The following is a 24,164-nucleotide window of genomic DNA, read 5'->3' as shown; positions in this document are numbered from 1 at the left end:
TCATAAGCTTAATTAAGCTGTAAGGGAAAGCTCTTTGCACTTTATTTTTAGTGGCATATTTAAATCGAGAGTGATTATAGCAAGATTATGGTGCAATCAGTGCTGTTAGGGTAACAAAAAACCGAATGGTAATGGGATTTTTATTGAATAATCAATATCTTTGGGTAGTTGTAAATAGGTGGGGTTGGGGTGAGGCATCTCTTTTAAGTATAGATAGAATGGTTTGATGAATCATTGTTTAAAAAACTTTAAAAAGAGGGGGTAAATTGAGTTACGAGGATAGGTGAAAAGTAAGGATGATTGATGTTCTGAGAGGTGCTCATAACATAATGAGATAAAACAAGATAAAGAAAGCTATAAACAGGGAGATAAGAGGAATCTATAATAATTGTATTTAATCATCTGATTATTTTGATAAATAGTTGATTATAATTATTTATATAATGTTGACTTTTTTATACAAAATTTCAGTTAAGTTATTGCGTATCAATGTTTTATGCGTAAAACGAATTGATGGCGCCATAATAATATCATTTCAACCTAGTTAATGGCGTTTTTCACATTAGTCTTTTTATACTAGGTTAATAGGAGATCAGAAAATGAAAAAGTTAAGTGTGATTGCACTTGTACTCTCAGGACTTATGGTTCCAGCGATTTCTATGGCTGACTATGGTTGTCGACGTAAAGTGGCAGCACTCGAAAATCAATTAGAATATGCTAAAAAGTATAATAACACCTATCGTATTAAAGGCTTAGAGCGTGCGCTTGCTAATGTTCAAAGTTATTGTGGCGGCGGATACCCTTTAGATTCACCGGAAGCAAAATCTTACTATGAAGCAGAGCAACGCTTAGAAGTGTTAGAGAAGATTGAAGATGCTAAAAAAGATTTAGCAAAAGCGGAATATAAGTTACAAAAAGCAAAACTGAAAGGCGATATTGAAGATCAATATGAGGCCGAGTACAAAATTAAAGAAGCTAAAATGCGTATCGAAATGTATGAAGGTTACTTTGATGGTTTGCAATAATCTTTAGTTCTCTAATTTAAAGGGAAAGTAAGATTAAAAAATTAAAAAAAGCTAGCTAAATCTAGTTAAAACAACTCAAAATTGAGAGGGATAGAGGGAAACTTCTATCCCTTTTTTGCCTTTTATCATATCACTGGCAAATATTATGCAGATTGAATCTACGTTTTAGGCGGTTAAATTTAAAGTTATATGAATTTAATTAAATAAAAATTAAATAAAAATCAAATAAATATCAGAGCGATATCCTAGCTCAAGCGGAAGAAGCCTTTTGTTTTCGTTATAATTGCTATTAATAAAAATAGCGTAAATTTCACTAAATATCCGTTATACTGTAGTAGTTACTTACATTTATTGGCCTCAGAAGAACCCTATTTTTCGTGAGGCTTTTATCAATTGTGTGGAAAATACTTGAGCTTGAAGATCTATTCATATCTGAGAGCATTCACTTTGATTTTAAAGGCAGTCATCTGTCTATTTTTCACAAGGCTAGATTCTATCGAGAGATAGGACGTTCTAGTCAATGCAAAAGAGGATAATTTTATGGCAGACCAAAAGTTATTGAATGATATTGATCCGTTAGAAACCAAAGATTGGGTCGATTCAATCGAAAGTGTCCTTGAAGTAGAAGGGGAAGAGCGGGCGCATTTTCTGATTGAGAAAGTGATTGAGCGTGCTCATCGTGATGGCGTACAGATCCCTTTTATCGGTACTACTGAATATATCAATACTATTCCTGCAGATAAACAACCTCGCTATCCTGGTAATTCCGAATTAGAGCATAAAATTCGCTCTTATATTCGTTGGAATGCGATGGCGATGATTGTACGCACCAATGCAGAAGATTCTAGTTTAGGCGGACATATTGCAAGTTACGCCTCTTTAGCAACGATGTGGGAAGTGGGCTTTAACCACTTCTGGAAAGGGAATACTGAAACGCAAGATGGCGATTTAATCTTCTTCCAAGGTCACTCAAGCCCAGGTATCTATGCGCGTGCGTTTATTGAAGGACGTATTACAGAAGAGCAGATGGATAATTTCCGCAGAGAAGTGGATGGTAAAGGTTTATCATCCTACCCACATCCTTGGCTCATGAAAGATTTTTGGCAATTCCCAACAGTATCGATGGGTTTAGGTCCGATGCAAGCGATCTACCAAGCTCGTTTCTTGAAGTATCTTCATTCTCGGGGATTAGCGGATACTGAAAATCGCAAAGTGTGGTGCTTCTGTGGTGATGGTGAGATGGATGAGCCTGAATCATTAGGTGCGATTTCACTTGCAGGCCGCGAGAAACTCGATAATTTGATCTTTGTGATTAACTGTAACTTACAGCGTCTTGATGGCCCTGTGCGCGGTAATGGTAAAATTATCCAAGAGCTTGAATCAAACTTCCGCGGTAATAACTGGAATGTGATTAAACTTATTTGGGGAAATGGTTGGGATGCCTTATTAGCACAAGATCATGATGGGATCTTACGCCGTCGTATGATGGAATGTGTTGATGGAGATTATCAAACATATAAATCACGTGATGGGGCTTATGTTCGTGAGCATTTCTTCAATACGCCAGAATTAAAAGCGATGGTTGCGCATATGTCAGATAATGATATTTGGCGTTTAAATCGTGGTGGCCATGATGAGAATAAAGTCTATGCAGCTTATGATGCAGCGGTTAAAACAGTAGGTCAACCGACGGTTATTCTGGTAAAAACTATTAAAGGTTACGGGATGGGGCAAGATGGTGAGGCACAAAACGTTGCGCACCAACAGAAATCTATTAGCCTTGAATCCCTCCGTCGTTTCCGCGATCGCTTTGAAGTGCCAATCTCAGATGAAGATTTAGAAGCAGTGAACTTTATTCGTCCACCTGAAGGGAGCCCTGAACTTGAGTATCTGCATGAGCGTCGTAAAGCATTAGGGGGTTATGTTCCTTCTCGCCGTACACAAGCGAAAGAGAAATTAACAGTCCCTAAGTTAGAAGCCTTCAAACCACAACTTGAAGCGACTGCAGAAGGCCGAGAAATCTCAACAACCATGAGTTTTGTCCGTATCCTGAATACCTTAGTGAAGGATAAAACGATTGGTAAGCGTGTAGTGCCTATTCTTGTAGATGAATCTAGAACTTTCGGAATGGAAGGGATGTTCCGTCAGTTAGGTATCTGGTCACAAGCAGGACAACAATATACACCACAAGATGCTGGTCAATTGATGTTCTATAAAGAGACAAAAGATGGACAGATTCTGCAAGAAGGGATCAATGAAGCAGGCGGTGTAAGCTCATGGATTGCGGCAGGAACGGCTTATTCAAACTCTAATGTGGAGATGATTCCATTCTTTGTTTGTTACTCTATGTTCCAAATGCAACGCACTATGGATCTTATCTGGGCGGCAGCAGATCAGCGGACTCGCGGTTTCTTAATGGGCGGTACTTCTGGTCGTACAACGCTTAATGGGGAAGGTCTACAGCATGAAGATGGCCACAGCCATATCTTGGCAAGCTTGATTCCTAATTGTAAATCATATGATCCTGCACTTCAGTTTGAATTAGCAGTGATTATGCAAGATGGTTTACGCCGTATGGTCGAAGAGCAAGAAGATATCTTCTACTATATCACCATTATGAATGAGAATTATGCACACCCTGAAATGCCGAAAGGGGTAGAGGAAGATATTCTTAAAGGTCTCTATCTACTGAAAGCAGCGGATAAAGGTAAAGGTCCAAAAGTTCGCTTAATGGGATCAGGTACCATTTTGCAAGAAGTGATGCATGCAGCTGAGCTTCTCAAAAATGATTGGAATGTGGAGAGTGATATCTTTAGTGCGACAAGCTTTACGGAACTTGCGCGTGATTTCAATGAATGTGAGCGTCAAGCACTATTCCATCCAGAGAAAGCAGCACCAGAGTCTTTCGTTGCACAAAAACTGAATCACGAAGAGGCACCGATTATTGTGTCAACGGATTATGTGCGGATGTATGCAGAGCAGGTGCGCCCGGCAATCACAAATGCCCCTTATCGTGTTTTAGGTACGGATGGTTTTGGTCGTTCAGATACACGTCCACAACTTCGTAAATTCTTTGAAGTTGATCGCTACTATATTACGATTGCAGCGCTCAAAGAGCTTGCTGATGCTGGTACTATTGCTAAATCAGTCGTAACTGAAGCGATTCAGAAATACAACATTGATGTTAATAAACCAAATCCACTTTGGGTGTAGTAACTACCCGTAATAGAGGATAGAGACAGTGTTCTATCGAGATTGTAATGTTCGAAGTTGAATATTTGAGTACGATTTGAGTATGAATATTTGAACGTAAAATGATAGAACACTGGCTTCTGAATAGGACTATTACGTGGATGAAGGAAGTACGCATTGTAGTAATGCACTTATAGTGATGCGTTTATAGTGATGAGATCATTCAATGTTTTGAAATGGTTGAATATAACTGATTAAAAGGATTAAAAATATGGCGACAATTGAATTAAGAGTGCCAGATATTGGTAATTTTGATGCCGTAGATATTATCGAAATTCCGGTAAAGGTTGGCGATACAGTAGCGGTCGATGATACGCTCATGACATTAGAATCAGATAAGGCTTCAATGGATGTCCCAGCAGAAGCTGCGGGTAAAATTGTAGAGCTACTTGTCAAAGTAGGTGATCAAGTAACGACGGGAGATCTGATTGGTCGCATGGAAGTAGCAGGAGATGCCGAAGCGGATTCGGTAAAATCGGATACAGCTCAAGCGCCTGCCGAAACTTCTAAGACTGAAGCAGCTAAGACTGAATCAGTTCAAGCACCTGTAGCGAAAGTTGCAGCACAACCAGCCGGTGAAATTGCAGAGATTCGCATTCCTGCTGTCGGAAATAATGATGAGTTAGATGTAATTGATATTCCTGTGAAAGTAGGTGATGTCGTTGCACTTGATGACACGCTTGCCACATTAGAGTCAGATAAAGCATCAATGGATGTTCCCGCAGATAAAGCCGGTACCATTACTGAGATCGCATTATCTGTCGGTGACAAAGTGAAAGAGGGTGATCTTGTCGTCAAAATTGCGACAGGCGGCTCTTCATCAGAATCAACGTCTACATCGGTAGCAGCGCAAGCACCAGAAGCGAAATCTTCTGATGTAAAAGTAACCAGCGCTTCAAAACCTGATTTAACTGCGCCCCATAAAGGGGATGAAATTCCTGTCGCACCACCAAGTCAAGTTGCACAAGCAACACTTGATATTAGTGGGGCTCATGCTTCACCTTCTGTGCGTGCTTTTGCCCGTGAATTGGGTGCGAATCTTAATGAGGTGAAAGGCTCAGGACGTAATGGCCGGATTGTTCGTGAAGATGTTCTAAGTTATGTGAAAGGTGTATTGAGCGGTACTCAGCCTGCGGTTGCCGGTAAAGCAACTGTATCTTCTAATGGCGGAGGCTTAGACCTGCTTCCATGGCCAAAAGTAGATTTCACTAAATTTGGAGAAGTGGAAGAGAAACCATTAAGCCGAATTCAAAAAATCTCGGGTGCAAATCTTGCACGTAACTGGGCGATGATTCCTCATGTGGCACAGTTTGATGAGGCAGATATTACAGATTTAGAAGCGCTTCGTAAGCAGCTTAACAAAGAGTATGAAAAACAAGGTGCAAGAGTCACTATTTTAGCATTCCTCTTTAAAGCAGTTGTGAAAGCATTGCAAAAATTCCCTGAGTTTAATAGTTCTTTAGAGGGCGATAAACTTATCCTCAAAAAATATTATCATATTGGTTTTGCTGCTGATACGCCTAATGGTTTAGTGGTACCGGTGATTCGTGATTGTGATAAAAAAGGCGTCTTAGAGATTGCAGCTGAAATGCGTGAACTTGCAGGGCTTGCTCGTGATGGTAAATTGAAACCTGATCAAATGACCGGTGGATGTTTCACTATTTCATCATTAGGGGGGATTGGTGGAACGAACTTTATTCCGATTATTAATGCACCTGAAGTGGCAATCCTCGGCGTTGCGAAGAATCAAATTAAGCCTGTATGGAATGGTAAAGAGTTTGAACCTCGTTTAATGATTCCATTATCGCTCTCTTACGATCATCGGGTGATCGATGGAGCATTAGGTGCGCGTTTCATCGTTTATCTCAATGAGTTACTTACAGATATGCGTCGCATGGTAATCTAAAGGAGTTAGAGATGATTATTGAGTTAAAAATTCCAGATATTGGCAATTTTGATAGTGTTGATGTGATTGAAGTGCTCGTAAAACCGGGTGATACCGTTGCTATTGATGATACACTTTTAACGCTTGAGTCTGACAAGGCTTCTATGGATGTACCCGCGGAAAAATCAGGGACGATCACAGAAGTGCTAGTTTCTGTGGGTGATTCTGTAAGTGAAGGAACTGTCATTGCGAAATTAGAAGTAGCAGAAAGCTCATCAGAATCGGCTGCTAAAACTGATGCCTCTAAAGCAGATTCTGCTAAAGCGGAAGCGAAATCAGAGGCAAAAGTAGCAGCAAAAACAGAACCTGCTCAAGCAACTCACCAAACGGCAACAGCGCAGACAGATGATGTGGTGATGTCTACGATTTTAGATCCAGATTGTGATCTTGTTGTGATTGGTGGTGGTCCTGGTGGTTATTCTGCAGCTTTTAGGGCGGCTGATTTAGGGCTTAAAGTGATTCTCGTTGAACGATATCCAACTATTGGTGGTGTTTGCTTAAATGTGGGTTGTATTCCCTCTAAAGCATTACTGCACGTTGTAGATGTGATGGAATCTGCGAAATCTTTTGCAGATATCGGTATTACCTACGAAGCACCAAAAGTCGATATTGATAAATTACGAGGTTTTAAAGAGTCTGTTGTTAATAAATTGACAGGCGGTTTAGCAGGAATGGCTAAAATGCGTAAAGTGGAAATTGTTCAAGGTTTTGCAACCTTTAAGAATGATCACCACTTAACGGTTGCCTTGACAGAAGGTGGCGAACGTGAAATTAGCTTTAATAAAGCGATTATTGCGGCAGGGTCTTCTGTTGTCAAATTACCTTTCTTACCAGAAGATCCTCGCATTATTGATTCAACGGGTGCACTTGAGTTACAAGATATTCCTAAGAAATTATTGGTTATTGGTGGCGGAATTATTGGACTTGAGATGGCTACTGTCTACTCAACACTAGGTAGTGAAATTACTATCGCAGAATTTGCAGATGGCTTAGTGCCGGGGGCGGATCGTGATTTGGTCAAAGTCTTTGAAAAATATAATAAAGATCGTTTCCATAAAGTGATGCTTAAAACGGCTGTAACCGGTGCAAAAGCAACAGATGCAGGGATTGAAGTAACCTTTGAAGGTGAAAATGCACCCGATGGATCTTTGACTTTTGATAAGGTATTAGTGGCAGTCGGACGTAAACCAAACGGTTTAACGCTTCATGCTGAGAAAGCAGGTGTGAATGTCGATGAGCGTGGCTTTATCTCTGTTGATAAACAGATGCGGACTAATGTGCCCCACATCTTTGCAATTGGAGATATTGTCGGTCAGCCGATGCTTGCGCATAAAGCTGTGCATGAAGCACATGTAGCTGCAGAAGTTTGCATCGGTGAGAAACGCTTCTTTGATGCAAAATTTGTACCATCAGTGGCTTATACTGATCCTGAAATTGCTTGGGCAGGTTTAACGGAAACCGAAGCTAAAGCAAAAGGGATTAAGTATGAGGTCTCAGTTTTCCCTTGGGCTGCAAGTGGTAAGGCGATTGCCAATGGTCGTGATGAAGGCTTTACGAAATTGCTTTATGATCCCGAGAGCAAAATTATTCTTGGTGGGGCAGTTGTCGGGATTCATGCCGGTGACTTAATCGGTGAAATCTGTCTTGCGGTTGAAATGGGGGCGGATAGTATTGATATTGGTCATACGATTCATCCTCATCCAACCTTGATCGAATCTGTGGGAATGGCTGCAGAAAATATCCTGGGCGCATGTACTGATCTACCACCACAACGGAAAAAATAGGTTAGTGCTGATACAGTCTACTTAAAAGTGATAAAAGAAACCCAAAATATCGAGTGATATTTTGGGTTTTATTTTTACTGAATTGTATTATAGTAAATTTGGTTTAAGAAAACTGATTTTAAACAATACTTGCAAGATGCCGGATAGCATAGCTTCCTTACTATTAAAGCCGATGTGCCGGCATTTAAATATGCTTATTTTGAACCGACATTACTATAAATAATTGTATGAAATGAGTTGAATGAATTAAGACTATTTCTCTTCATTCATCATTGCATAGTATTCCTCTTCAGTGAGTAGTTTATCCCGTTCTTTGATAATTGCTTTTTTGGCTTTCTCATCATACTCATTGATTTCATCAGCTCGCTCTTGATCAATTTCATCCATGATTTGGAAGCACATTGCGCGAGTTTCTAGTCTAGCAATCGCAGAAATTGCAAAATGCGGAACTGAACGATCCCAATTGATTGCATTTAAGAAATGATTAATGGCTTCTTCGCGTTCTTCCTCGGGAATAATATCGATCTTATTCATGACTAACCAACGAGGTTTATTATGAAGCTCTTCGCTATATTTTTTGAGTTCTTCTAAAATAGTGAAGTAATCTGCAACAGGATCTTGAGAGTCGCTAGAAGGTGAGATGTCAACTAAATGTAGTAGAATTGAGGTTCGGCTTAAATGTTTTAAGAATTGATGACCAAGACCAATACCATCAGATGCCCCTTCAATAAGACCAGGAATATCGGCTACGACAAAGCTCCGAAGCTCATCAATTTCAACGACACCAAGGCTTGGTACTAACGTCGTAAATGGATAATCAGCTACTTTAGGGCGAGCACCGGAGATTGCTCGAATTAAGGTGGATTTACCAGCATTGGGTAAGCCTAATAATCCGACATCAGCCATCACTTTAAGCTCTAAACGTAGTTCTCGTTCATCACCTTCAGAACCGGGTTTAGATTGTCTTGGTGCACGATTGGTAGAGGTTTTGTAGCGAGAGTTGCCTAATCCATGGAAACCGCCTTGTGCAACTTTGACGACTTGACCTTCTTCCGTTAAGTCCGCAATAAATTCATTTGTGACATCATCAAATACTTGAGTACCTAGTGGTACATCTAAGTAGAGATCTTCACCATCTTTACCGGTACGATTTGCTCCTGCACCATCCTCACCACGCTCGGCACGATAGGTACGAGTGTAACGATAAGTCATTAAGGTATTGAGGCCTTTTGTCGCTTTCAGATAGACACTGCCACCATCGCCACCATCGCCACCATCAGGTCCCCCGAAAGGGATAAATTTTTCGCGTCTAAAGCTGACGCAACCGTTGCCACCATTACCGGCGATGACTACGATTTTTGCTTCATCAATAAATTTCATTTTATTACCTCGAAATTTAGAGCAAGAAATAAAAAAAGCTCCACATTAAATAATGGAGCTTTTATAACTGTTTAGAGCGATATTATTAAGCAACTGGATCGATGCTTACATATTTACGCTTGCCTAAACCTTTGGTTTCGAATGTTACATGACCATCAGTTTTTGCAAAAAGTGTGTGATCTTTACCAACACCTACATTTAATCCTGCATGAAAACGTGTACCACGTTGACGAACAATGATTGAACCAGCTGTTACAAGCTCACCACCAAAACGCTTTACTCCAAGACGTTTACTTTCTGAGTCACGACCGTTACGGCTCGAACCAACACCTTTCTTCTGTGCCATAGTTTAAGTACCTCTATAAGTTTAATTAAGCGCTAATGCCAGTGATTTTAATTTCTGTAAAATGCTGGCGATGACCTGCATGGTGACGATAGTGCTTACGACGACGGAATTTAATAATGTCGATTTTACGAGTACGACCTTGTTTTTTAACTTCCGCAGTTACTTTAGCACCGGCTACCACAGGAGTACCGACAGTTAAGTTACCATTTGCACTTACAAGAAGAACATCATTTAATTCGATGTTTGAACCTTCTTCTGCGCCTTCGATTTTTTCAATACGGAGGATTTGACCTTCCGCAACGCGATATTGTTTACCGCCCGTTCTAATTACTGCATACATAATTGCTGAATGCTCCGCATAAATTAATTTACATAAAATATTCGATCAAACCAGCCATTTGAGAGGGGACTACAAAACGGTCGGGTTTAAGAGGGGTAATATTACTGCTTAACTAAAAAATAGTCAAGCAATCCCTAGGGACTTTTCTAGGAATAACACAACTCTATGATCAATCTAGCTCGGGATTATCCCACGCTTTAATACAACAATCAATCAGTCATTTTAAATATTTTCAAATAATTTAAATGTTTTTGAATCCCTCAATTTTCAGACATTCACTACGCTTTAATTATGGTCATACGAAGGGTGATTCGAATATGGAAGAAAGGTTGAAACGATTTCTTATTGAATCAAATAGATAGAGTGGGTGGTTTTGTGTCGATACAAGAAAATGACAAAAAGTTAGAGACTACTGAGCGTAATCAACAAGCTGAAAAGAGCGACAGTAGGCAGAAGCGTTATAAGAGTGCGAGAGAACGAGGCGCTATTTTGTTGGAAGTCATCATTGCCTCGCTATTTCTTTTGTTAGTAATGAGTGCGGGTAACCGTTTATTAGGATTTTATCACCTGAATTACCAGAAAGTCATTATAACTCATCAAGTATTGATGCAGAAACAAAATGATTGATAAAGAGATAGCAGATATGAAGAATTCGTATCCGGGTAGCGAGTTGGGGCAGAGTCTGTTTTCTATGCTGATTGGTTTGACGCTGTTCGCTATCATTCTTTTAATGATATCAATCATTACTCGTAGTTGGATGGGGCAGACTATCCTGCTTAAACAAGAGGTCGAGCTATTAGATTCGTTAGTGGTGACAGAAGATCTCTTACGGAAGGAATTTGAAACACTGTTATTTGCTCCATACTGTCCATCTTTACTGCCTTCTTATTCGTCGATGATGCTTGGAGTGAATGTTGATAGACAATATCGGGATTTTTTACAACAAAGCCTTTTAATATCTTCGCCCACGCCGGCGCATAAAGCCAAAGTGCTGAATCTACACAAACTGCAAGGGCGCGGAAGTGGACAATATTCACCAGAGCCAGTAAAAAAATTACAACGTTTAGTGGAGGGAAGTGAACTTTTTTACCTTATTGGTCTTAAAGAGACAGGGTTATCGCTGCAAGGTGCAAAGGTTCAAGGGGAGATGCCAGCATCGCTTATCGGAATACGAGAAGCTCTTTTTTATTTAACGGATTGCCGTAACAGTATGTTGTTATCGGCAAATCGCAAAAATGAGGGGTTTGAATTATCGGCTATAGATTTAGAATTGATTACTCAATGGTTTGATCAGAAAAAGTTACAGATTTATGTCGTACAAGAATATCTCGTATATCTGCAGATTCGAGATCAAGAGAGTTTTTTAGTTATAGATTATATGGATGGTCAGGCCTTCTATAGAGCGCCTTATATTGTGGATGTGGGATTGCAATTACAAAATGGGGTATTGACGGTTTTATTGGTGTCCGGCATTACAAGAAGTGCGTCAGCTGAAAATATTGTAGAAGATTTTTATGGGCGAACTATTGAGAATGGTTGGAATATCAATGTTTGGCCCATTGAGATTTCTTTAGAATAGATTGGTGTTAGAGATTGGGCTTAATGATTATTTAATTTACCGTAGGTATTGATTATATGAATGAGGCAGGCTATGGGATCGAGGGTGAGCAAGAACGAGAATCAGGTTCTATTTTTGTCGGTATCATTATAGTAGTAGGGTTGTTTTTTCTATTTTTTTGGGCGATGCAACAGATGCTCTCTCAAGAATGGTTTTTGTTACGTAAAAAATCTGCTTGGGTTGAGAAGCTAGATATTTCACAATTTCCTATTCAAAAACAGGGTCAAGCTGCAATTGTGAAAAAAGAGGCTTATCAAGTCGGGAGTTGTGATCTATATCGGCAGAAAATTCTAATTAGAGATCGTCAGTTAGAGGGGAATCATTCTTTAAATATATCTGATTGTTATAATGATCACTTTTATAAATTGAATGTTGATTTCTACCTAGATGCGGTATCTCCTGAGCAAAATATCTCTTATGCGCACTATTATTATAAAGTCAATAATGACAGTAGAGCTTTAGAAAACGCTAGTTTAGTTGAGTTGGCTGGGGTTGAAGAGGGTTTTGTATTGGTTGTTATTCGCTATGAGGATCAACAGTATGGGTATCATTTACCCTTATTTGATGATGGAGGTTGGATACAATATCAATTGGTAAGAGGAGTTGATGATGGTGTGATGATTGTTGTAAATCACACACTCTGGTTTTTATCGTTTACTGGGGAAGTTGAGCTTATAATGCGAGATTTACCCTTTAGATTTGAATCCATACTATTATCGGCTTTTATCTCTGTGGAGAGCGGGTTTGACAATGATGATGGAAAAGAGAGGCTGTATTCGAATGAAGTCAATTTGAGTAGAGTCTACTTTTTAGTGCAATCAAAAAAATCGGAGTTGAGATTGTATTCGATAGATCTTGTGGGTGTTGGGGAGGAGATAGGGAGATGGGATCTTCAAGATGAGTGGGATTTTGATGAGTATAGGCTATTGGGAAATAGGGATGATTTGAGCCTAGATCGTTGGAATGTTGAGTGGTTGGATCAGGCTGGAATGATCTTATTATTTAAGGATCTTAACCGGGAAAACGATCGACTATTTGCAGTAGATTGGCAAGGTCGACCATTATGGGGTAGTAGTGCTTTTTGGGGGAGAAGAGAAAAAGATGAGGTTTATTGCGGTCTGCAACAAACATTGTTTGAACCTGTAGCGGGATGGCCTTTAGGATGTCAGCGATTACGAGAAAGTAAAATAGTGATAGAGTAATCTAGTGGGTGGTTGTACGTTTATTTGATGGCTAATGAATTAAGGTAAATGAGGGATTAAATGACAAAAGATAAAACGGCTTTTTTTGAAACAGTCAATGTTCAGCGGTATCGCGCTGGAGAGTGGCGGGTGGTGGAAGATGACGTGTTAATAGAGCGTCCAGTATCGCTTATTTATAATGGTATGCCTCATGTGGTAATTATGTGTACGCCACAAGATTTGATAGATTTTATCTATGGATTTTCGCTAACCGAAGGGATAGTCATGAGTCGGGATGATATTCGTTCTATCGATATTCACCCTAAGCCACTAGGAATTGAAGCGCGCGTTGAGGTTACACCTCTTTGTATGTCGCGTATTGAGGGGAGAAAACGGCAGATGAGTGCCCGGACAGGATGTGGCATCTGTGGTTTAGATACATTGACTGATGTAGTGAGAGAGCAAAAGCCTATAGACTTTGATTTTAAAATCAGTGAAATTGCGATTGATAAAGCGTTAGGTGATGCTATGGATACGCAGGTTATGAATCAAAAGACGGGTGGGGCGCATGCCGCTTTCTTCGTCGCAAGTGATGGCGTAATTATATTGATGCGGGAAGATGTTGGCCGGCATGTCGCGCTCGATAAGCTGATAGGTGCGATGATACAACAGAATATCGATCCTAAAACGGGTTTTATCTTGACCACTTCTCGGGCAAGTTTTGAAATGATACAGAAAGCTGTTGCTGCGCGAGTGGGACTATTGGTGACAATGTCAGCGCCCACATCTATGGCCATTGATTTAGCGCGTGAGATGAATTTAAAGCTCGCTGCTTTTAGTCGAGTGGGTAAAATTAATCTCTATCAAGGTTGACAGAAATGGTGATTAATTATACTATCTCGTATCCCCTAGGGTAACTGAGGGGTAATTACGTTTTTTGTTATTTTTATAACTCATGTTTTAAGCAAGGATTTAGATTTAATGGTAACAGTTAATCAGTTAATCCGCCGTCCGCGCGGAACGAAAGCTGATAAATCTGACGTTCCTGCACTTGAGGGTTCACCTCAACGTCGTGGAGTGTGTACAAGGGTTTATACAGCAACACCTAAAAAACCTAACTCTGCTATGCGTAAAGTATGTCGTGTTCGTTTAACTAACGGATATGAAGTGTCTAGCTACATCGGTGGTGAAGGCCATAACTTACAAGAGCACAGTGTTGTTTTAGTACGTGGTGGAAGAGTAAAAGACCTTCCAGGGGTTCGTTATCACGTTGTTCGTGGTGCATTGGACTCACAAGGTGTTGATAAACGCCGTAAAGGTCGTTCAAAATATGGTGCTAAGAAGCCTAAAGCTTAATCAAGCTTGGTGATTTTAGTTAAGATTGGATTTAGTATTTATTGAGAGTATCTCATGTCTAGAAGAAGAGAAGTCCCAAAACGCGAGATTTTGCCTGATGCAATGTATGGCGATGTAATGCTTGCGAAGTTTATTAATATGGTGATGGTTTCTGGTAAGAAATCGATCGCTGAGCGAATCATGTATGGCGCATTAGATATCGTTAAAGAGAAAGGCCACGAAAATCCTGTTGAAGCCTTAGAGCAGGCTTTAGAAAATGTTCGACCAAAAGTTGAAGTTAAGTCAAGACGTGTTGGTGGTGCAACTTATCAGGTTCCTGTAGAGGTTCGTGCCACAAGACGTGATGCCTTAGCTATGCGCTGGATGGTAGATGCGGCTAGAAAACGTTCTGAAAAATCAATGGTTCGTCGTATGGGTGCTGAAATTTTAGATGCCCTTGAGAATCGTGGTGCTGCGGTGAGAAAAAGAGAAGATATGCACCGTATGGCAGAAGCAAACAAGGCGTTCTCACATTTCCGCTGGTAAGAAATTTACAGAATTTGTTTATGCAACTGCGGTGCTCATCTATAATGGGTCACCGCATTTGTTGTTTAAAGAAAAAATTGAATTTATAAAGAAGGATTTTAATTATGGCTCGTACTATGCCTATTGATCGATATCGTAATATCGGTATCAGTGCTCACATCGATGCAGGAAAGACTACGACTTCTGAGCGTATTCTATTCTATACAGGTAAAAATCACCGTATTGGGGAAACTCATGATGGTACTGCAACAATGGACTGGATGGCTCAAGAGCAAGAGCGTGGTATTACTATTACCTCAGCTGCAACAACTTGTTCGTGGAAAGGAATGAAACAACAATTCCAAGAGCATCGTATCAATCTTATCGATACTCCGGGGCACGTTGACTTCACAATCGAAGTTGAGCGTTCAATGCGTGTATTAGATGGTGCGGTAATGGTTTACTGTTCAGTGGGTGGTGTTCAGCCACAATCTGAAACTGTATGGCGTCAAGCAAACAAATATGCAGTACCAAGAATTGCATTTGTAAACAAAATGGACCGTACTGGTGCTGACTTCTTCCGTGTTGTAAGCCAGATGAAAGAGCGCTTACGTGCGAATGCCGTGCCGATCCAAATTCCAATCGGTGCTGAAGATAAATTTGAAGGTGTGATTGACTTAGTAACAATGAAAGCAATCTACTGGAATGAAGAAGATATGGGGATGACGTTCGAAGAGCGTGAAATTCCTGCAGATCTTCTTGCAGATGCTGAAAACTATCGTTCAAAAATGGTAGAAGCAGCGGCTGAATCAAGCGAAGAGTTAATGGATAAATACCTTGAAGAAGGTGAATTGACTGAAGAAGAGATTCGTCAAGGTCTTCGTGCTCGTACGCTTGCGTCAGAATTAGTGCCTGTATGCTGTGGTTCTGCATTCAAAAATAAAGGTGTTCAAGCGCTTCTTGATGATGTGATTTATTATCTTCCATCACCAACAGAAGTAAAAGATATTGCGGGTGTGTTGCCAGATGGTGAGCCTGGAGTGCGTGTTTCGTCTGATGATGAACCTTTCTCTGCGCTAGCGTTTAAATTAGCGAATGACCCGTTTGTAGGTAACTTAACGTTCGTGCGTGTTTATTCTGGTGTTATTAAATCAGGTGATCATGTTTATAACCCTGTAAAAGGTAAGCGTGAGCGTGTAGGTCGTCTATTGCAGATGCATTCAAACTCTCGTGAAGAGATTGATGAGATCCGTGCAGGGGATATCGCTGCGATGGTTGGTCTTAAAGATGTGATTACGGGTGATACACTTTGTGATCAGAAAGATCAAATTACACTTGAGCGTATGGAATTCCCAGAGCCAGTAATCTTTGTTGCGATCGAGCCAAAAACAAAAGCTGACCAAGAAAAAATGGGTCTTGCACTTTCTCGCTTAGCGCAAGAAGATCCATCTTTCCGTGTAAGAACTGATGAAGAGTCAGGTCAAACAATTATCGGTGGTATGGGTGAACTTCACTTGGATATTATCGTTGACCGTATGAAGCGTGAGTTTAAAGTTGAGTGTGGTGTTGGTGCTCCTCAAGTTGCTTATCGTGAAACGATTACTAAAGCGGTTGAAGCTGAGGGTAAATTTGTTCGTCAATCAGGTGGTCGTGGTCAGTTCGGTCATGTTTGGTTGCGTATCGAGCCGCAAGAGCTTGGTAAAGGTTATGAGTTCATTGATGAGATCGTAGGTGGTGTGGTTCCAAGAGAATATATCCCTGCGGTTGATAAAGGTATCCAAGAGCAGATGGCTAATGGTGTTATCGCGGGATATCCAATCGAAGATGTAAAAGTAACACTTTATGATGGTTCATACCATGATGTTGACTCAAGTGAGATGGCGTTTAAAATCGCTGGTTCTATGGGCTTCAAGAATGGTGTGCAGAAAGCAGGTCCAGTATTGCTTGAGCCTGTAATGAAAGTGGAAGTTGAAACGCCTGAAGAGTATATGGGTGATGTAATGGGTGACTTGAATCGTCGTCGCGGTAACCTTCAAGGTATCGATGATGCATATGGTTCAAAATTGATCCGTGCAGAAGTTCCATTATCAGAAATGTTCGGTTATGCAACTGCACTTCGTTCATCAACTCAAGGTCGTGCAACATACTCTATGGAGTTCTTGAAATATCAACAAACTCCTAATAATGTTGCAGAATCAATTATTAACGCAAGCAAAAAAGACTAATTTTTAAGAGTTAGTCGCTCTAAAAAACAATTAGTTGAAATAATAGTTTGCAATCTAAGAGACAAGCTCTATAATGTAGAGCTTGTTTTTAGCTCTTTAAAAAATTGGGGTATTAGAATATGTCAAAGGAAACTTTTAGTCGTAATAAACCGCACGTAAACGTCGGTACAATTGGTCACGTTGACCATGGTAAAACTACTTTAACAGCTGCTTTAACTAAAGTGGGTAATGAGTCTTCAGGTGCGAATGTTCGTGCATACGATCAGATCGATAATGCGCCAGAAGAGAGAGAACGTGGTATTACAATCTCTACTTCTCACGTAGAATATGAATCACCATTACGCCATTATGCGCACGTTGACTGCCCAGGGCATGCTGACTATGTTAAAAACATGATCACTGGTGCGGCACAAATGGACGGCGCAATTCTTGTTTGTTCAGCTGCAGATGGTCCTATGCCACAAACTCGTGAGCACATCCTTTTATCTCGCCAAGTAGGCGTTCCATATATTGTTGTGTTCTTAAACAAAGCAGATATGGTTGATGATGCTGAGTTAATCGAATTAGTTGAGATGGAAGTTCGTGAACTTCTTGATGCGTATGAATTCCCTGGCGATGATACTCCAGTAATCGTAGGTTCAGCACTTAAAGCAATTGAAGGCGATGAGTCTGAGATTGGTGTACCTGCAATCAAAAAATTACTTGATGCGCTTGATAGCTGGATTCCACTTCCAGAGCGTCAAATCGACAAGCCTTTCCTTATGCCAATCGAAGATGTATTCTCAATCTCAGGTCGTGGTACAGTTGTAACTGGCCGTGTTGAGACTGGTGTTGTTAAGACTGGTGAAGAGTTAGAGATCGTTGGTATCCGTCCTACACAAAAAACAACCTGTACAGGTGTTGAGATGTTCCGTAAACTTCTTGATCAAGGTCAAGCAGGGGATAACGTAGGTGTTCTTCTTCGTGGTACTAAACGTGAAGATGTTGAACGTGGTCAAGTATTAGCAAAACCAGGTTCAATCAAGCCACATACAAAATTTGAAGCAGAAGTATACGTTCTTTCTAAAGAAGAAGGTGGTCGTCATACTCCATTCTTCAAAGGTTACCGTCCACAATTCTATTTCCGTACTACAGACGTAACTGGTTCAGTTGAGTTACCTGAAGGCGTAGAAATGGTTATGCCTGGCGATAACGTGAAAATGGTTGTTGAGTTGATTAACCCAATCGCTATGGATGAAGGTTTACGTTTCGCAATTCGTGAAGGTGGTCGTACCGTTGGTGCGGGCGTTGTAGCTAAAGTTATTGCATAATTAATTTTTTCCTAGGCTCTTTTTGAGCCTAGGATTTTTAAAATGAGAGTAGTATGGATAATCAAAGAATTAGAATTCGCCTTAAAGCATTTGACTATCGTTTAATCGATCAGTCAGCTAAAGAGATTGTTGAAACAGCTAAGCGCACTGGTGCGCAGGTTAAAGGTCCTATTCCTTTACCTATCAAACGTGAAATCTTCACTGTATTGACTTCACCGCATGTAAATAAAGATGCGCGTGATCAATATGAGTTAAGAACCCATAAGAGACTTATGGATATCGTAAATCCAACAGATAAGACAGTGGATGCTTTAATGAAGCTTGACTTAGCTGCTGGTGTGGATGTGCAAATTCGTTTAGGGTAATTCCTAAAGGGGTTTGTCCGCGATGAAGGTCGCCAACCTTCCTCTCGTTTTTATTATTATTTAATTGAGGTTATTAAAATGGCAGTAGGATTAATCGGAAAAAAACTCGGAATGAGTAGAGTTTTTGGTGAAGATGGTCGCTCACTAGCAGTGACTGTTGTGCAAATCGAAAACAATGAAATTGCTCAAATTAAAACAGAAAATGTCGATGGCTACAGCGCAATTCAAGTCGCGCATGGTCCTCAATACTCAAGCAAAAAGAAAAAATCATTAGATGGTCATTTTGCTAAAGCAGGAATTACTTCAAGCCGTTCGCTTTGGGAGTTCCGTCTTGATGCAACACAAGTTGCTGAGTTTGAAATTGCACAAAAGTTAACTGTAGAATTATTTGAAGCGGGACAAAAAGTCGACGTTTCAGGTATTACACAAGGTAAAGGTTTCGCTGGTACAATTAAACGTCATAACTTTGCTGGTCAACGTAATACGCATGGTAACTCATTGTCACATCGTGTTCCTGGATCAATTGGTCAATGTCAGGATCCTGGTCGTGTTTTCAAAGGCAAAAAAATGTCAGGGCATATGGGTGCAGTTCGCAGAACAGCTCAAAACCTTGAAATCGTTGGCGTAGATACAGAGCGCAACTTACTTCTCATTAAGGGTGCTGTCCCAGGATCTAAGGGGTCAGATGTTGTTGTGTCTCCTGCAATTAAAGTGAAAAGAGGTAAGGCGTAATGGAAATTCAAGTAATTGGCGGATCTCCAGTTGAATTAGATGAAGCGCAATTTGCTCGTGATTTCAACGAAGCATTGGTTCATCAAGTTGTAACTGCGTATCAAGCAGGTGGTAGAGCTGGTACACGTGCACAAAAAACACGTTCAGAGGTAGCAGGAAGTACTGCTAAACCTTGGAGACAAAAAGGAACGGGTCGTGCTCGTGCTGGTAGTAAACGTAACCCAATTTGGAGAGGCGGTGGTGTAACTTTTGCTGCTAAGCCACAAAATTGGAGTCAAAAAATTAACAAGAAAATGTATAAAGCGGGAATGCTTAACATTCTTTCTGAGTTAATTAGAAGTGAAAGATTAGTTGTTGTGGAAGATTTCACAGTAGCTGAGCCTAAAACAAAAGCGTTCATTGAGAAGCTTGCGGGCTTAAATATTGAAAGTAGAAGCGTGTTAATAGTCACGGAAGCGGTAGATTTTCCTTTATACCTAAGTGCAAGAAATGTTCCACATGTTCTTTTGCTTGATGTTGAAGCGATTGATCCGGTTAGCCTAGTGCGTTTTGATAAAGTGGTAATGACTAAACAGGCGCTTGTTGCAGTTAAGGAGTGGTTAGCATGAGTCTAAATGTTAAAGAAAGATTAATGAAAGTGATCATTGCTCCTCATGCGTCTGAAAAAACAGCACGCCAAGAAGAGCTTAATGGTGAAGTAACTTTTCGTGTATTAAAAGATGCGAATAAGAAAGAGATTGCTGATGCAGTTGAATTACTATTCAATCGTAAAGTCGCGAAAGTAACTGTGCTTAATCAAAAAGGTAAGCGCAAATCATTTGGTCGTCATATGGGTGTCAAGCAAGATTGGAAGAAAGCTTACGTTACTCTTGCTGACGGGGAAGATGAAATTGATTTTTTAGGTGATATGTAATGAGTATAAAAAAAGCAAAACCAACTTCACCGGGCCGTCGCGGGTTAATTCAAGTTGTTACTCCAGGTTTGCACAAAGGTAAACCTTATGCACCGCTTTTAGCAAGTCAGCACAGCACTGGTGGTCGTAATAATGATGGTAGAATTACCTCTCGTCATCGCGGTGGTGGTCATAAACAGCACTATCGTTTAATTGACTTTAAACGTGATAAAGAGAATATCCCAGCGAAAGTTGAGCGTATCGAATACGATCCAAATCGTACTGCACATATTGCATTACTTTGCTATGTGGATGGTGAGCGTCGTTATATTATTGCGCCACAAAAAGTAGAAGTAGGTGATGTACTGTTTGCAGGTTCGAATGCGCCTATTAGAGCAGGTAACTCACTTCCACTTCGTAATATTCCGATCGGTACTACTGTTCACTGTGTGGAAATGAAGCCAGGTAAAGGCGCGCAACTTGCACGTTCTGCTGGTGCATCTGTACAGTTAATTGCAAAAGAGGGTGCATATTCAACATTGCGTCTTCGTTCAGGTGAGATTCGTAAAGTTCTCTCTGATTGTAAAGCGACAATTGGTACAGTGAGTAATGGTGAACATAGCCTTCGCGTACTTGGTAAAGCAGGTGCAAAACGTTGGTTAGGTGTTCGTCCACAAACTCGTGGTGCGGCAATGAACCCGGTAGACCATCCTCATGGTGGTGGTGAAGGTCGTTCATCAGGTGGTAGACATCCTGTAACGCCTTGGGGTCAACCAACTAAAGGTTATAAAACACGTACTAATAAGCGCACAAGTAAATATATTGTTCGCCGTCGTACTAAATAATTACATCGAATAAAGGGTAAAATATGCCACGTTCTATAAAGAAAGGTCCATTTATCGATCATCATCTACAAAAGAAAGTAGATGAAGCAGTAGCGTCAAACAACCGTCGTCCTATCAAGACTTGGTCTCGTCGCTCAATGATCCTTCCGGAAATGATTGGACTTACAATTGCTGTTCATAACGGCAAAATTCATGTGCCGATTTTAATTACTGAAAACATGATTGGTCATAAGTTAGGTGAGTTTGCACTTACTCGTACTTATCGTGGTCATGCTGCAGATAAAAAAGCACGTTAATAAGGAGATATATTATGGAAAGCAGAGCAATACACCGCAATGCGCGAATTTCTCCTCAGAAAGCGCGCTTAGTTGCAGATCAGGTACGTGGGTTACCTGTTGATCGTGCACTTACTTTATTACAATTCAGTGATAAAAAAGCTGCAGGTTTAATTCGTAAAGTATTAATTTCATCAATGGATAATGCTGAGAATAACTTTGGAGCAGACATCGATAACCTATTTGTGAAAACAATTATGGTTGATGAGGGTCCTCTTCTTAAAAGAATGCGTGCACGTGCTAAAGGCCGTGGTGACCGCATCCTCAAGAAGACCAGTCATATCACTGTAGTCGTTGCTGAAGCTTAATAGGAGTAAGTCAAAATGGGTCAAAAAGTAAATCCAACCGGTATACGCTTAGGGATCTCAAAAGACTGGAATTCGCGTTGGTACGCGGATTCTAAAGCCTTCCCTGAGTTTATTGAATCTGACTTTAGAGTTAGAGAGTATTTGAGAAAGAAATTAGCAGGTGCTGCGGTTTCTAAAATTCATATCAGCCGTCCATCAAAGTCTGCACAAGTTGTTATTCATACAGCTAGACCTGGTGTTGTGATTGGTAAGAAAGGTGAAGACATCGAAGTACTTCGCAAAGAACTTTCTAAAATCATGGGTTGTCCTGTACATGTTCTTATTCAAGAGATCAGAAAACCTGAATTAGATGCATATCTTGTTGCTGAAGGTATCGCGCAACAATTAGAGCGCCGTGTAATGTTCAGACGTGCAATGCGCCGTGCTGTAACAAATACTATGCGTTTAGGTGCTGAAGGGATTCGTGTAAATGTATCAGGTCGTTTAAACGGTGCTGAAATTGCACGTGCTGAGTGGTATCGTGAAGGTCGTGTGCCATTGCATACATTCCGTGCGGATATCGACTACGGAACAGCTGAAGCGTTAACAACTTATGGTATCTTGGGTGTTAAAGTCTGGATCTACAAAGGTGAAGTATTTGATTACCTTGCAGTAGAGCAGGAAGAAGCGGCACCTAAGAAAAGAAACAGAAGAAGGAAAGGTGAGTAATCATGTTGCAACCAAAACGTACTAAATTTAGAAAAATGCGTAAAGGTCGTAACCGTGGGGTTGCGGCAGCAGGTAATAAAGTAGATTTTGGCGAGTTCGGATTAAAATCTACTGAAAATGGACGCATCAATGCTCGTGAAATCGAGGCAGCACGTCGTGCGATTACTCGTTATATCCGTCGTGGTGGTAAAGTTTATATTCGTGTATTTCCTGATGTGCCAATTACTGGTAAACCATTAGAAGTCCGGATGGGTAGTGGTAAGGGTAACGTTGAATACTGGGTAGCAAAAGTTCAACCAGGTCGTGTACTTTTTGAAATTGAAGGTGTCACGGAAACTGTTGCTCGTGAAGCATTTAGACTTGCTTCTGCAAAGCTATCTGTTAAAACAGCGTTTGCTGAACGTACAGTTCTTTAATAGGTGAGGGTATTCATGAGTAAAGTATCTAAAGCAACTCAATTAAGAGAGAAGTCTGTTAATGAGTTAAGAGAAGAAAAACTTCAATTGCAACGTGGTTTATTTAACCTTCGTATGCAAAAAGCAACTGGTCAGCTCGAGAAGTCTCACCAGTTCAAAGAGTCTCGTAGAGAAATCGCGAGAATTAACACAGTACTTGGTGAAAAAGAAGAGGGTGGTAAATAATGACTACTGCTATTGAACAACAACATGCTCGTACTGTGATCGGTACAGTAGTTTCAAATAAAAGTGATAAAACCATTACTGTATATGTAGAAAGATTAGTTAAGCATCCTAAATATCAAAAGTATGTAAAACGCTCAACTAAGTTCTATGCGCATGATGAAGCGAATACATGTAATATTGGTGATGTCGTAGAGATCAAACAAGTGCGTCCTATTTCTAAGAAAAAGACTTGGGACTTAGTACGCGTCGTTGAAGAAGCGAGGGGTTAATAATGATTCAGATGCAAACAGTTTTAGATGTTGCTGATAACTCTGGTGCACGTAAAGTAATGTGTATCAAAGTTCTTGGTGGTTCACATCGTCGCTATGCAACCGTTGGAGATGTTATTAAAGTTTCTGTAAAAGAAGCAATTCCTCGTGGACGTGCGAAGAAAGGTGACGTGTACAATGCAGTTGTTGTAAGAACTCGTAAAGGTGTTCGTCGTCAAGATGGATCTTTGATCAAGTTTGATGGTAATGCTGCAGTTCTTCTTAATAATAACTTGGATCCAATCGGAACTCGTATCTTTGGCCCAGTAACTCGTGAGTTACGTGGTGATAAGTTTATGAGAATTATTTCGCTTGCACCTGAAGTTATCTAGTCAAGAGGTTTTTTAAATATGGCAAAGATTCGTAAAGGTGATGAAGTTGTAGTAATTACCGGAAATAGTAAAGGGCATCGCGGTACTGTATTAGAAGTTAAAGACGGTCGTGTAAAAGTAGCTGGCGCTAACAGAGTAATCAAACATGTAAAACCTAATCCTCAGTTAGGGATTGAAGGTGGTCGTGTTGAGCAAGAGTCTTTTATCGACATTTCAAACGTTAAACTTCACAGTCCTGAAGCTTCAAAATAAAAATCTAGATAGAGTATCTGTAATGATTGAGAAATTAATATAGATGCTCTTTATTAGATTTTAAAACATAGTGTAAAAAAAGTTGGCTATTCTCGATGCTTTTGGTATCATAGCCAGCTCATTTTATAAATAATTACTGTGTCCAATAGGATGTATCGCGTTAAAAGACATATCCGTTAG

General features: G+C 40.3%; 28 protein-coding genes. 25 read left to right on the top strand and 3 right to left on the bottom strand.

The window, feature by feature from the left end; all coding sequences use genetic code 11:
• The first annotated feature begins 599 nt into the window (after positions 1–599).
• The 4 genes from DC083_RS02005 (at position 600) to lpdA (ending at position 8,006) form a co-directional block, all read left to right on the top strand.
• Complete coding sequence (locus DC083_RS02005) at positions 600–1,025, top strand: DUF1090 domain-containing protein (RefSeq protein ID WP_109188581.1); 426 nt, start codon at positions 600–602, stop codon at positions 1,023–1,025.
• A gap of 540 nt (positions 1,026–1,565) precedes the next feature.
• Entirely contained in the window at positions 1,566–4,238 is a 2,673-nt protein-coding gene (aceE, locus tag DC083_RS02000) for a pyruvate dehydrogenase (acetyl-transferring), homodimeric type (protein ID WP_109188580.1), read from the top strand.
• A 250-nt stretch (positions 4,239–4,488) separates the two neighbouring features.
• A complete protein-coding gene (gene aceF, locus DC083_RS01995; RefSeq protein WP_109188579.1) occupies positions 4,489–6,183 on the top strand; it encodes a dihydrolipoyllysine-residue acetyltransferase in 1,695 nt (564 codons plus the stop codon).
• An 11-nt stretch (positions 6,184–6,194) separates the two neighbouring features.
• Complete coding sequence (gene lpdA / locus DC083_RS01990; RefSeq protein ID WP_109188578.1) at positions 6,195–8,006, top strand: dihydrolipoyl dehydrogenase; 1,812 nt, start codon at positions 6,195–6,197, stop codon at positions 8,004–8,006.
• A gap of 252 nt (positions 8,007–8,258) precedes the next feature.
• On the opposite strand, the gene cgtA is transcribed toward lpdA, so the two are convergent.
• The 3 genes from cgtA to rplU all read right to left on the bottom strand — a co-directional run bounded on the left by cgtA (position 8,259) and on the right by rplU (position 10,072).
• A complete protein-coding gene (cgtA, locus tag DC083_RS01985; RefSeq protein ID WP_109188577.1) occupies positions 8,259–9,386 on the bottom strand; it encodes an Obg family GTPase CgtA in 1,128 nt (375 codons plus the stop codon).
• 85 nt (positions 9,387–9,471) lie between these two features.
• Positions 9,472–9,732 (bottom strand): 50S ribosomal protein L27, encoded by a 261-nt coding sequence (gene rpmA / locus DC083_RS01980; RefSeq protein WP_026879371.1) that lies wholly within the window; start codon positions 9,730–9,732, stop codon positions 9,472–9,474.
• Positions 9,733–9,757: 25 nt separating this feature from the next.
• The gene (rplU, locus tag DC083_RS01975; RefSeq protein WP_026879370.1) at positions 9,758–10,072 is read right to left on the bottom strand and encodes a 50S ribosomal protein L21; all 315 of its coding nucleotides are present in this window, start codon (positions 10,070–10,072) and stop codon (positions 9,758–9,760) included.
• A gap of 375 nt (positions 10,073–10,447) precedes the next feature.
• On the opposite strand from rplU, the gene DC083_RS01970 reads away from it, so the two are divergent.
• The 21 genes from DC083_RS01970 (at position 10,448) to rplX (ending at position 23,984) form a co-directional block, all read left to right on the top strand.
• Positions 10,448–10,699: a hypothetical protein gene (locus DC083_RS01970; protein ID WP_133243357.1), complete on the top strand. Its 252-nt coding sequence runs from the start codon at positions 10,448–10,450 to the stop codon at positions 10,697–10,699.
• Between the two features lie 16 nt (positions 10,700–10,715).
• Entirely contained in the window at positions 10,716–11,651 is a 936-nt protein-coding gene (locus DC083_RS01965; protein ID WP_133243356.1) for a PulJ/GspJ family protein, read from the top strand.
• A gap of 56 nt (positions 11,652–11,707) precedes the next feature.
• Complete coding sequence (locus tag DC083_RS01960) at positions 11,708–12,892, top strand: hypothetical protein (protein WP_109188574.1); 1,185 nt, start codon at positions 11,708–11,710, stop codon at positions 12,890–12,892.
• A 60-nt stretch (positions 12,893–12,952) separates the two neighbouring features.
• Positions 12,953–13,744 (top strand): formate dehydrogenase accessory sulfurtransferase FdhD, encoded by a 792-nt coding sequence (gene fdhD, locus DC083_RS01955; RefSeq protein ID WP_109188573.1) that lies wholly within the window; start codon positions 12,953–12,955, stop codon positions 13,742–13,744.
• 108 nt (positions 13,745–13,852) lie between these two features.
• Positions 13,853–14,227 (top strand): 30S ribosomal protein S12, encoded by a 375-nt coding sequence (gene rpsL / locus DC083_RS01950; protein WP_026879366.1) that lies wholly within the window; start codon positions 13,853–13,855, stop codon positions 14,225–14,227.
• A gap of 54 nt (positions 14,228–14,281) precedes the next feature.
• A complete protein-coding gene (gene rpsG, locus DC083_RS01945) occupies positions 14,282–14,752 on the top strand; it encodes a 30S ribosomal protein S7 (protein ID WP_026879365.1) in 471 nt (156 codons plus the stop codon).
• Positions 14,753–14,856: 104 nt separating this feature from the next.
• Positions 14,857–16,956: an elongation factor G gene (gene fusA, locus DC083_RS01940; protein ID WP_109188572.1), complete on the top strand. Its 2,100-nt coding sequence runs from the start codon at positions 14,857–14,859 to the stop codon at positions 16,954–16,956.
• 119 nt (positions 16,957–17,075) lie between these two features.
• Positions 17,076–18,266, top strand: coding sequence for an elongation factor Tu (tuf, locus tag DC083_RS01935; protein WP_109188571.1), 1,191 nt, complete (start codon positions 17,076–17,078; stop codon positions 18,264–18,266).
• 53 nt (positions 18,267–18,319) lie between these two features.
• Positions 18,320–18,631: a 30S ribosomal protein S10 gene (gene rpsJ, locus DC083_RS01930; protein ID WP_026878329.1), complete on the top strand. Its 312-nt coding sequence runs from the start codon at positions 18,320–18,322 to the stop codon at positions 18,629–18,631.
• Positions 18,632–18,709: 78 nt separating this feature from the next.
• Complete coding sequence (gene rplC / locus DC083_RS01925) at positions 18,710–19,363, top strand: 50S ribosomal protein L3 (protein ID WP_026878330.1); 654 nt, start codon at positions 18,710–18,712, stop codon at positions 19,361–19,363.
• Positions 19,363–19,971, top strand: coding sequence for a 50S ribosomal protein L4 (gene rplD / locus DC083_RS01920; protein ID WP_109188570.1), 609 nt, complete (start codon positions 19,363–19,365; stop codon positions 19,969–19,971). The genes rplC and rplD overlap by 1 nt, the downstream gene beginning before the upstream one ends.
• Entirely contained in the window at positions 19,968–20,276 is a 309-nt protein-coding gene (gene rplW, locus DC083_RS01915) for a 50S ribosomal protein L23 (RefSeq protein WP_109188569.1), read from the top strand. Before rplD ends, rplW begins: the two co-directional genes overlap by 4 nt.
• Positions 20,276–21,100, top strand: coding sequence for a 50S ribosomal protein L2 (rplB, locus tag DC083_RS01910; protein ID WP_109188568.1), 825 nt, complete (start codon positions 20,276–20,278; stop codon positions 21,098–21,100). The genes rplW and rplB overlap by 1 nt, the downstream gene beginning before the upstream one ends.
• Before the next feature lie 23 nt (positions 21,101–21,123).
• On the top strand, positions 21,124–21,396 hold the full coding sequence (gene rpsS / locus DC083_RS01905; RefSeq protein ID WP_026878334.1) for a 30S ribosomal protein S19: 273 nt from the start codon (positions 21,124–21,126) through the stop codon (positions 21,394–21,396).
• A 14-nt stretch (positions 21,397–21,410) separates the two neighbouring features.
• Positions 21,411–21,743: a 50S ribosomal protein L22 gene (gene rplV / locus DC083_RS01900; RefSeq protein WP_109188567.1), complete on the top strand. Its 333-nt coding sequence runs from the start codon at positions 21,411–21,413 to the stop codon at positions 21,741–21,743.
• A gap of 15 nt (positions 21,744–21,758) precedes the next feature.
• Positions 21,759–22,451, top strand: coding sequence for a 30S ribosomal protein S3 (gene rpsC, locus DC083_RS01895; protein WP_109188566.1), 693 nt, complete (start codon positions 21,759–21,761; stop codon positions 22,449–22,451).
• Positions 22,452–22,453: 2 nt separating this feature from the next.
• Positions 22,454–22,867, top strand: coding sequence for a 50S ribosomal protein L16 (gene rplP / locus DC083_RS01890; RefSeq protein WP_026878337.1), 414 nt, complete (start codon positions 22,454–22,456; stop codon positions 22,865–22,867).
• Between the two features lie 15 nt (positions 22,868–22,882).
• A complete protein-coding gene (gene rpmC / locus DC083_RS01885) occupies positions 22,883–23,092 on the top strand; it encodes a 50S ribosomal protein L29 (protein WP_026878338.1) in 210 nt (69 codons plus the stop codon).
• Positions 23,092–23,361 (top strand): 30S ribosomal protein S17, encoded by a 270-nt coding sequence (rpsQ, locus tag DC083_RS01880; RefSeq protein WP_109188565.1) that lies wholly within the window; start codon positions 23,092–23,094, stop codon positions 23,359–23,361. The genes rpmC and rpsQ overlap by 1 nt, the downstream gene beginning before the upstream one ends.
• Before the next feature lie 2 nt (positions 23,362–23,363).
• Complete coding sequence (rplN, locus tag DC083_RS01875; protein ID WP_109188564.1) at positions 23,364–23,732, top strand: 50S ribosomal protein L14; 369 nt, start codon at positions 23,364–23,366, stop codon at positions 23,730–23,732.
• A gap of 18 nt (positions 23,733–23,750) precedes the next feature.
• Positions 23,751–23,984 carry a 50S ribosomal protein L24 gene (gene rplX / locus DC083_RS01870; RefSeq protein ID WP_109188563.1) on the top strand — a complete coding sequence of 78 codons (234 nt, stop codon included), beginning with the start codon at positions 23,751–23,753 and terminating at the stop codon, positions 23,982–23,984.
• Positions 23,985–24,164 lie beyond the last annotated feature (180 nt).

The sequence above is a fragment of the Ignatzschineria ureiclastica genome (assembly GCF_003121845.1).
Lineage (GTDB): Bacteria > Pseudomonadota > Gammaproteobacteria > Cardiobacteriales > Wohlfahrtiimonadaceae > Ignatzschineria > Ignatzschineria ureiclastica.
This window is presented reverse-complemented; position numbering and strand designations above follow the sequence as displayed.

Excerpts from the sequence above, each read along its gene's own strand:
- DC083_RS02005 (WP_109188581.1), top strand. The coding sequence starts at position 600 with ATGAAAAAGTTAAGTGTGATTGCACTTGTACTCTCAGGACTTATGGTT.
- aceE (WP_109188580.1), top strand. The coding sequence starts at position 1,566 with ATGGCAGACCAAAAGTTATTGAATGATATTGATCCGTTAGAAACCAAA.
- aceF (WP_109188579.1), top strand. The coding sequence starts at position 4,489 with ATGGCGACAATTGAATTAAGAGTGCCAGATATTGGTAATTTTGATGCC.
- lpdA (WP_109188578.1), top strand. The coding sequence starts at position 6,195 with ATGATTATTGAGTTAAAAATTCCAGATATTGGCAATTTTGATAGTGTT.
- cgtA (WP_109188577.1), bottom strand. The coding sequence starts at position 9,386 with ATGAAATTTATTGATGAAGCAAAAATCGTAGTCATCGCCGGTAATGGT.
- rpmA (WP_026879371.1), bottom strand. The coding sequence starts at position 9,732 with ATGGCACAGAAGAAAGGTGTTGGTTCGAGCCGTAACGGTCGTGACTCA.
- rplU (WP_026879370.1), bottom strand. The coding sequence starts at position 10,072 with ATGTATGCAGTAATTAGAACGGGCGGTAAACAATATCGCGTTGCGGAA.
- DC083_RS01965 (WP_133243356.1), top strand. The coding sequence starts at position 10,716 with ATGAAGAATTCGTATCCGGGTAGCGAGTTGGGGCAGAGTCTGTTTTCT.
- DC083_RS01960 (WP_109188574.1), top strand. The coding sequence starts at position 11,708 with ATGAATGAGGCAGGCTATGGGATCGAGGGTGAGCAAGAACGAGAATCA.
- fdhD (WP_109188573.1), top strand. The coding sequence starts at position 12,953 with ATGACAAAAGATAAAACGGCTTTTTTTGAAACAGTCAATGTTCAGCGG.
- rpsL (WP_026879366.1), top strand. The coding sequence starts at position 13,853 with ATGGTAACAGTTAATCAGTTAATCCGCCGTCCGCGCGGAACGAAAGCT.
- rpsG (WP_026879365.1), top strand. The coding sequence starts at position 14,282 with ATGTCTAGAAGAAGAGAAGTCCCAAAACGCGAGATTTTGCCTGATGCA.
- fusA (WP_109188572.1), top strand. The coding sequence starts at position 14,857 with ATGGCTCGTACTATGCCTATTGATCGATATCGTAATATCGGTATCAGT.
- tuf (WP_109188571.1), top strand. The coding sequence starts at position 17,076 with ATGTCAAAGGAAACTTTTAGTCGTAATAAACCGCACGTAAACGTCGGT.
- rpsJ (WP_026878329.1), top strand. The coding sequence starts at position 18,320 with ATGGATAATCAAAGAATTAGAATTCGCCTTAAAGCATTTGACTATCGT.
- rplC (WP_026878330.1), top strand. The coding sequence starts at position 18,710 with ATGGCAGTAGGATTAATCGGAAAAAAACTCGGAATGAGTAGAGTTTTT.
- rplD (WP_109188570.1), top strand. The coding sequence starts at position 19,363 with ATGGAAATTCAAGTAATTGGCGGATCTCCAGTTGAATTAGATGAAGCG.
- rplW (WP_109188569.1), top strand. The coding sequence starts at position 19,968 with ATGAGTCTAAATGTTAAAGAAAGATTAATGAAAGTGATCATTGCTCCT.
- rplB (WP_109188568.1), top strand. The coding sequence starts at position 20,276 with ATGAGTATAAAAAAAGCAAAACCAACTTCACCGGGCCGTCGCGGGTTA.
- rpsS (WP_026878334.1), top strand. The coding sequence starts at position 21,124 with ATGCCACGTTCTATAAAGAAAGGTCCATTTATCGATCATCATCTACAA.
- rplV (WP_109188567.1), top strand. The coding sequence starts at position 21,411 with ATGGAAAGCAGAGCAATACACCGCAATGCGCGAATTTCTCCTCAGAAA.
- rpsC (WP_109188566.1), top strand. The coding sequence starts at position 21,759 with ATGGGTCAAAAAGTAAATCCAACCGGTATACGCTTAGGGATCTCAAAA.
- rplP (WP_026878337.1), top strand. The coding sequence starts at position 22,454 with ATGTTGCAACCAAAACGTACTAAATTTAGAAAAATGCGTAAAGGTCGT.
- rpmC (WP_026878338.1), top strand. The coding sequence starts at position 22,883 with ATGAGTAAAGTATCTAAAGCAACTCAATTAAGAGAGAAGTCTGTTAAT.
- rpsQ (WP_109188565.1), top strand. The coding sequence starts at position 23,092 with ATGACTACTGCTATTGAACAACAACATGCTCGTACTGTGATCGGTACA.
- rplN (WP_109188564.1), top strand. The coding sequence starts at position 23,364 with ATGATTCAGATGCAAACAGTTTTAGATGTTGCTGATAACTCTGGTGCA.
- rplX (WP_109188563.1), top strand. The coding sequence starts at position 23,751 with ATGGCAAAGATTCGTAAAGGTGATGAAGTTGTAGTAATTACCGGAAAT.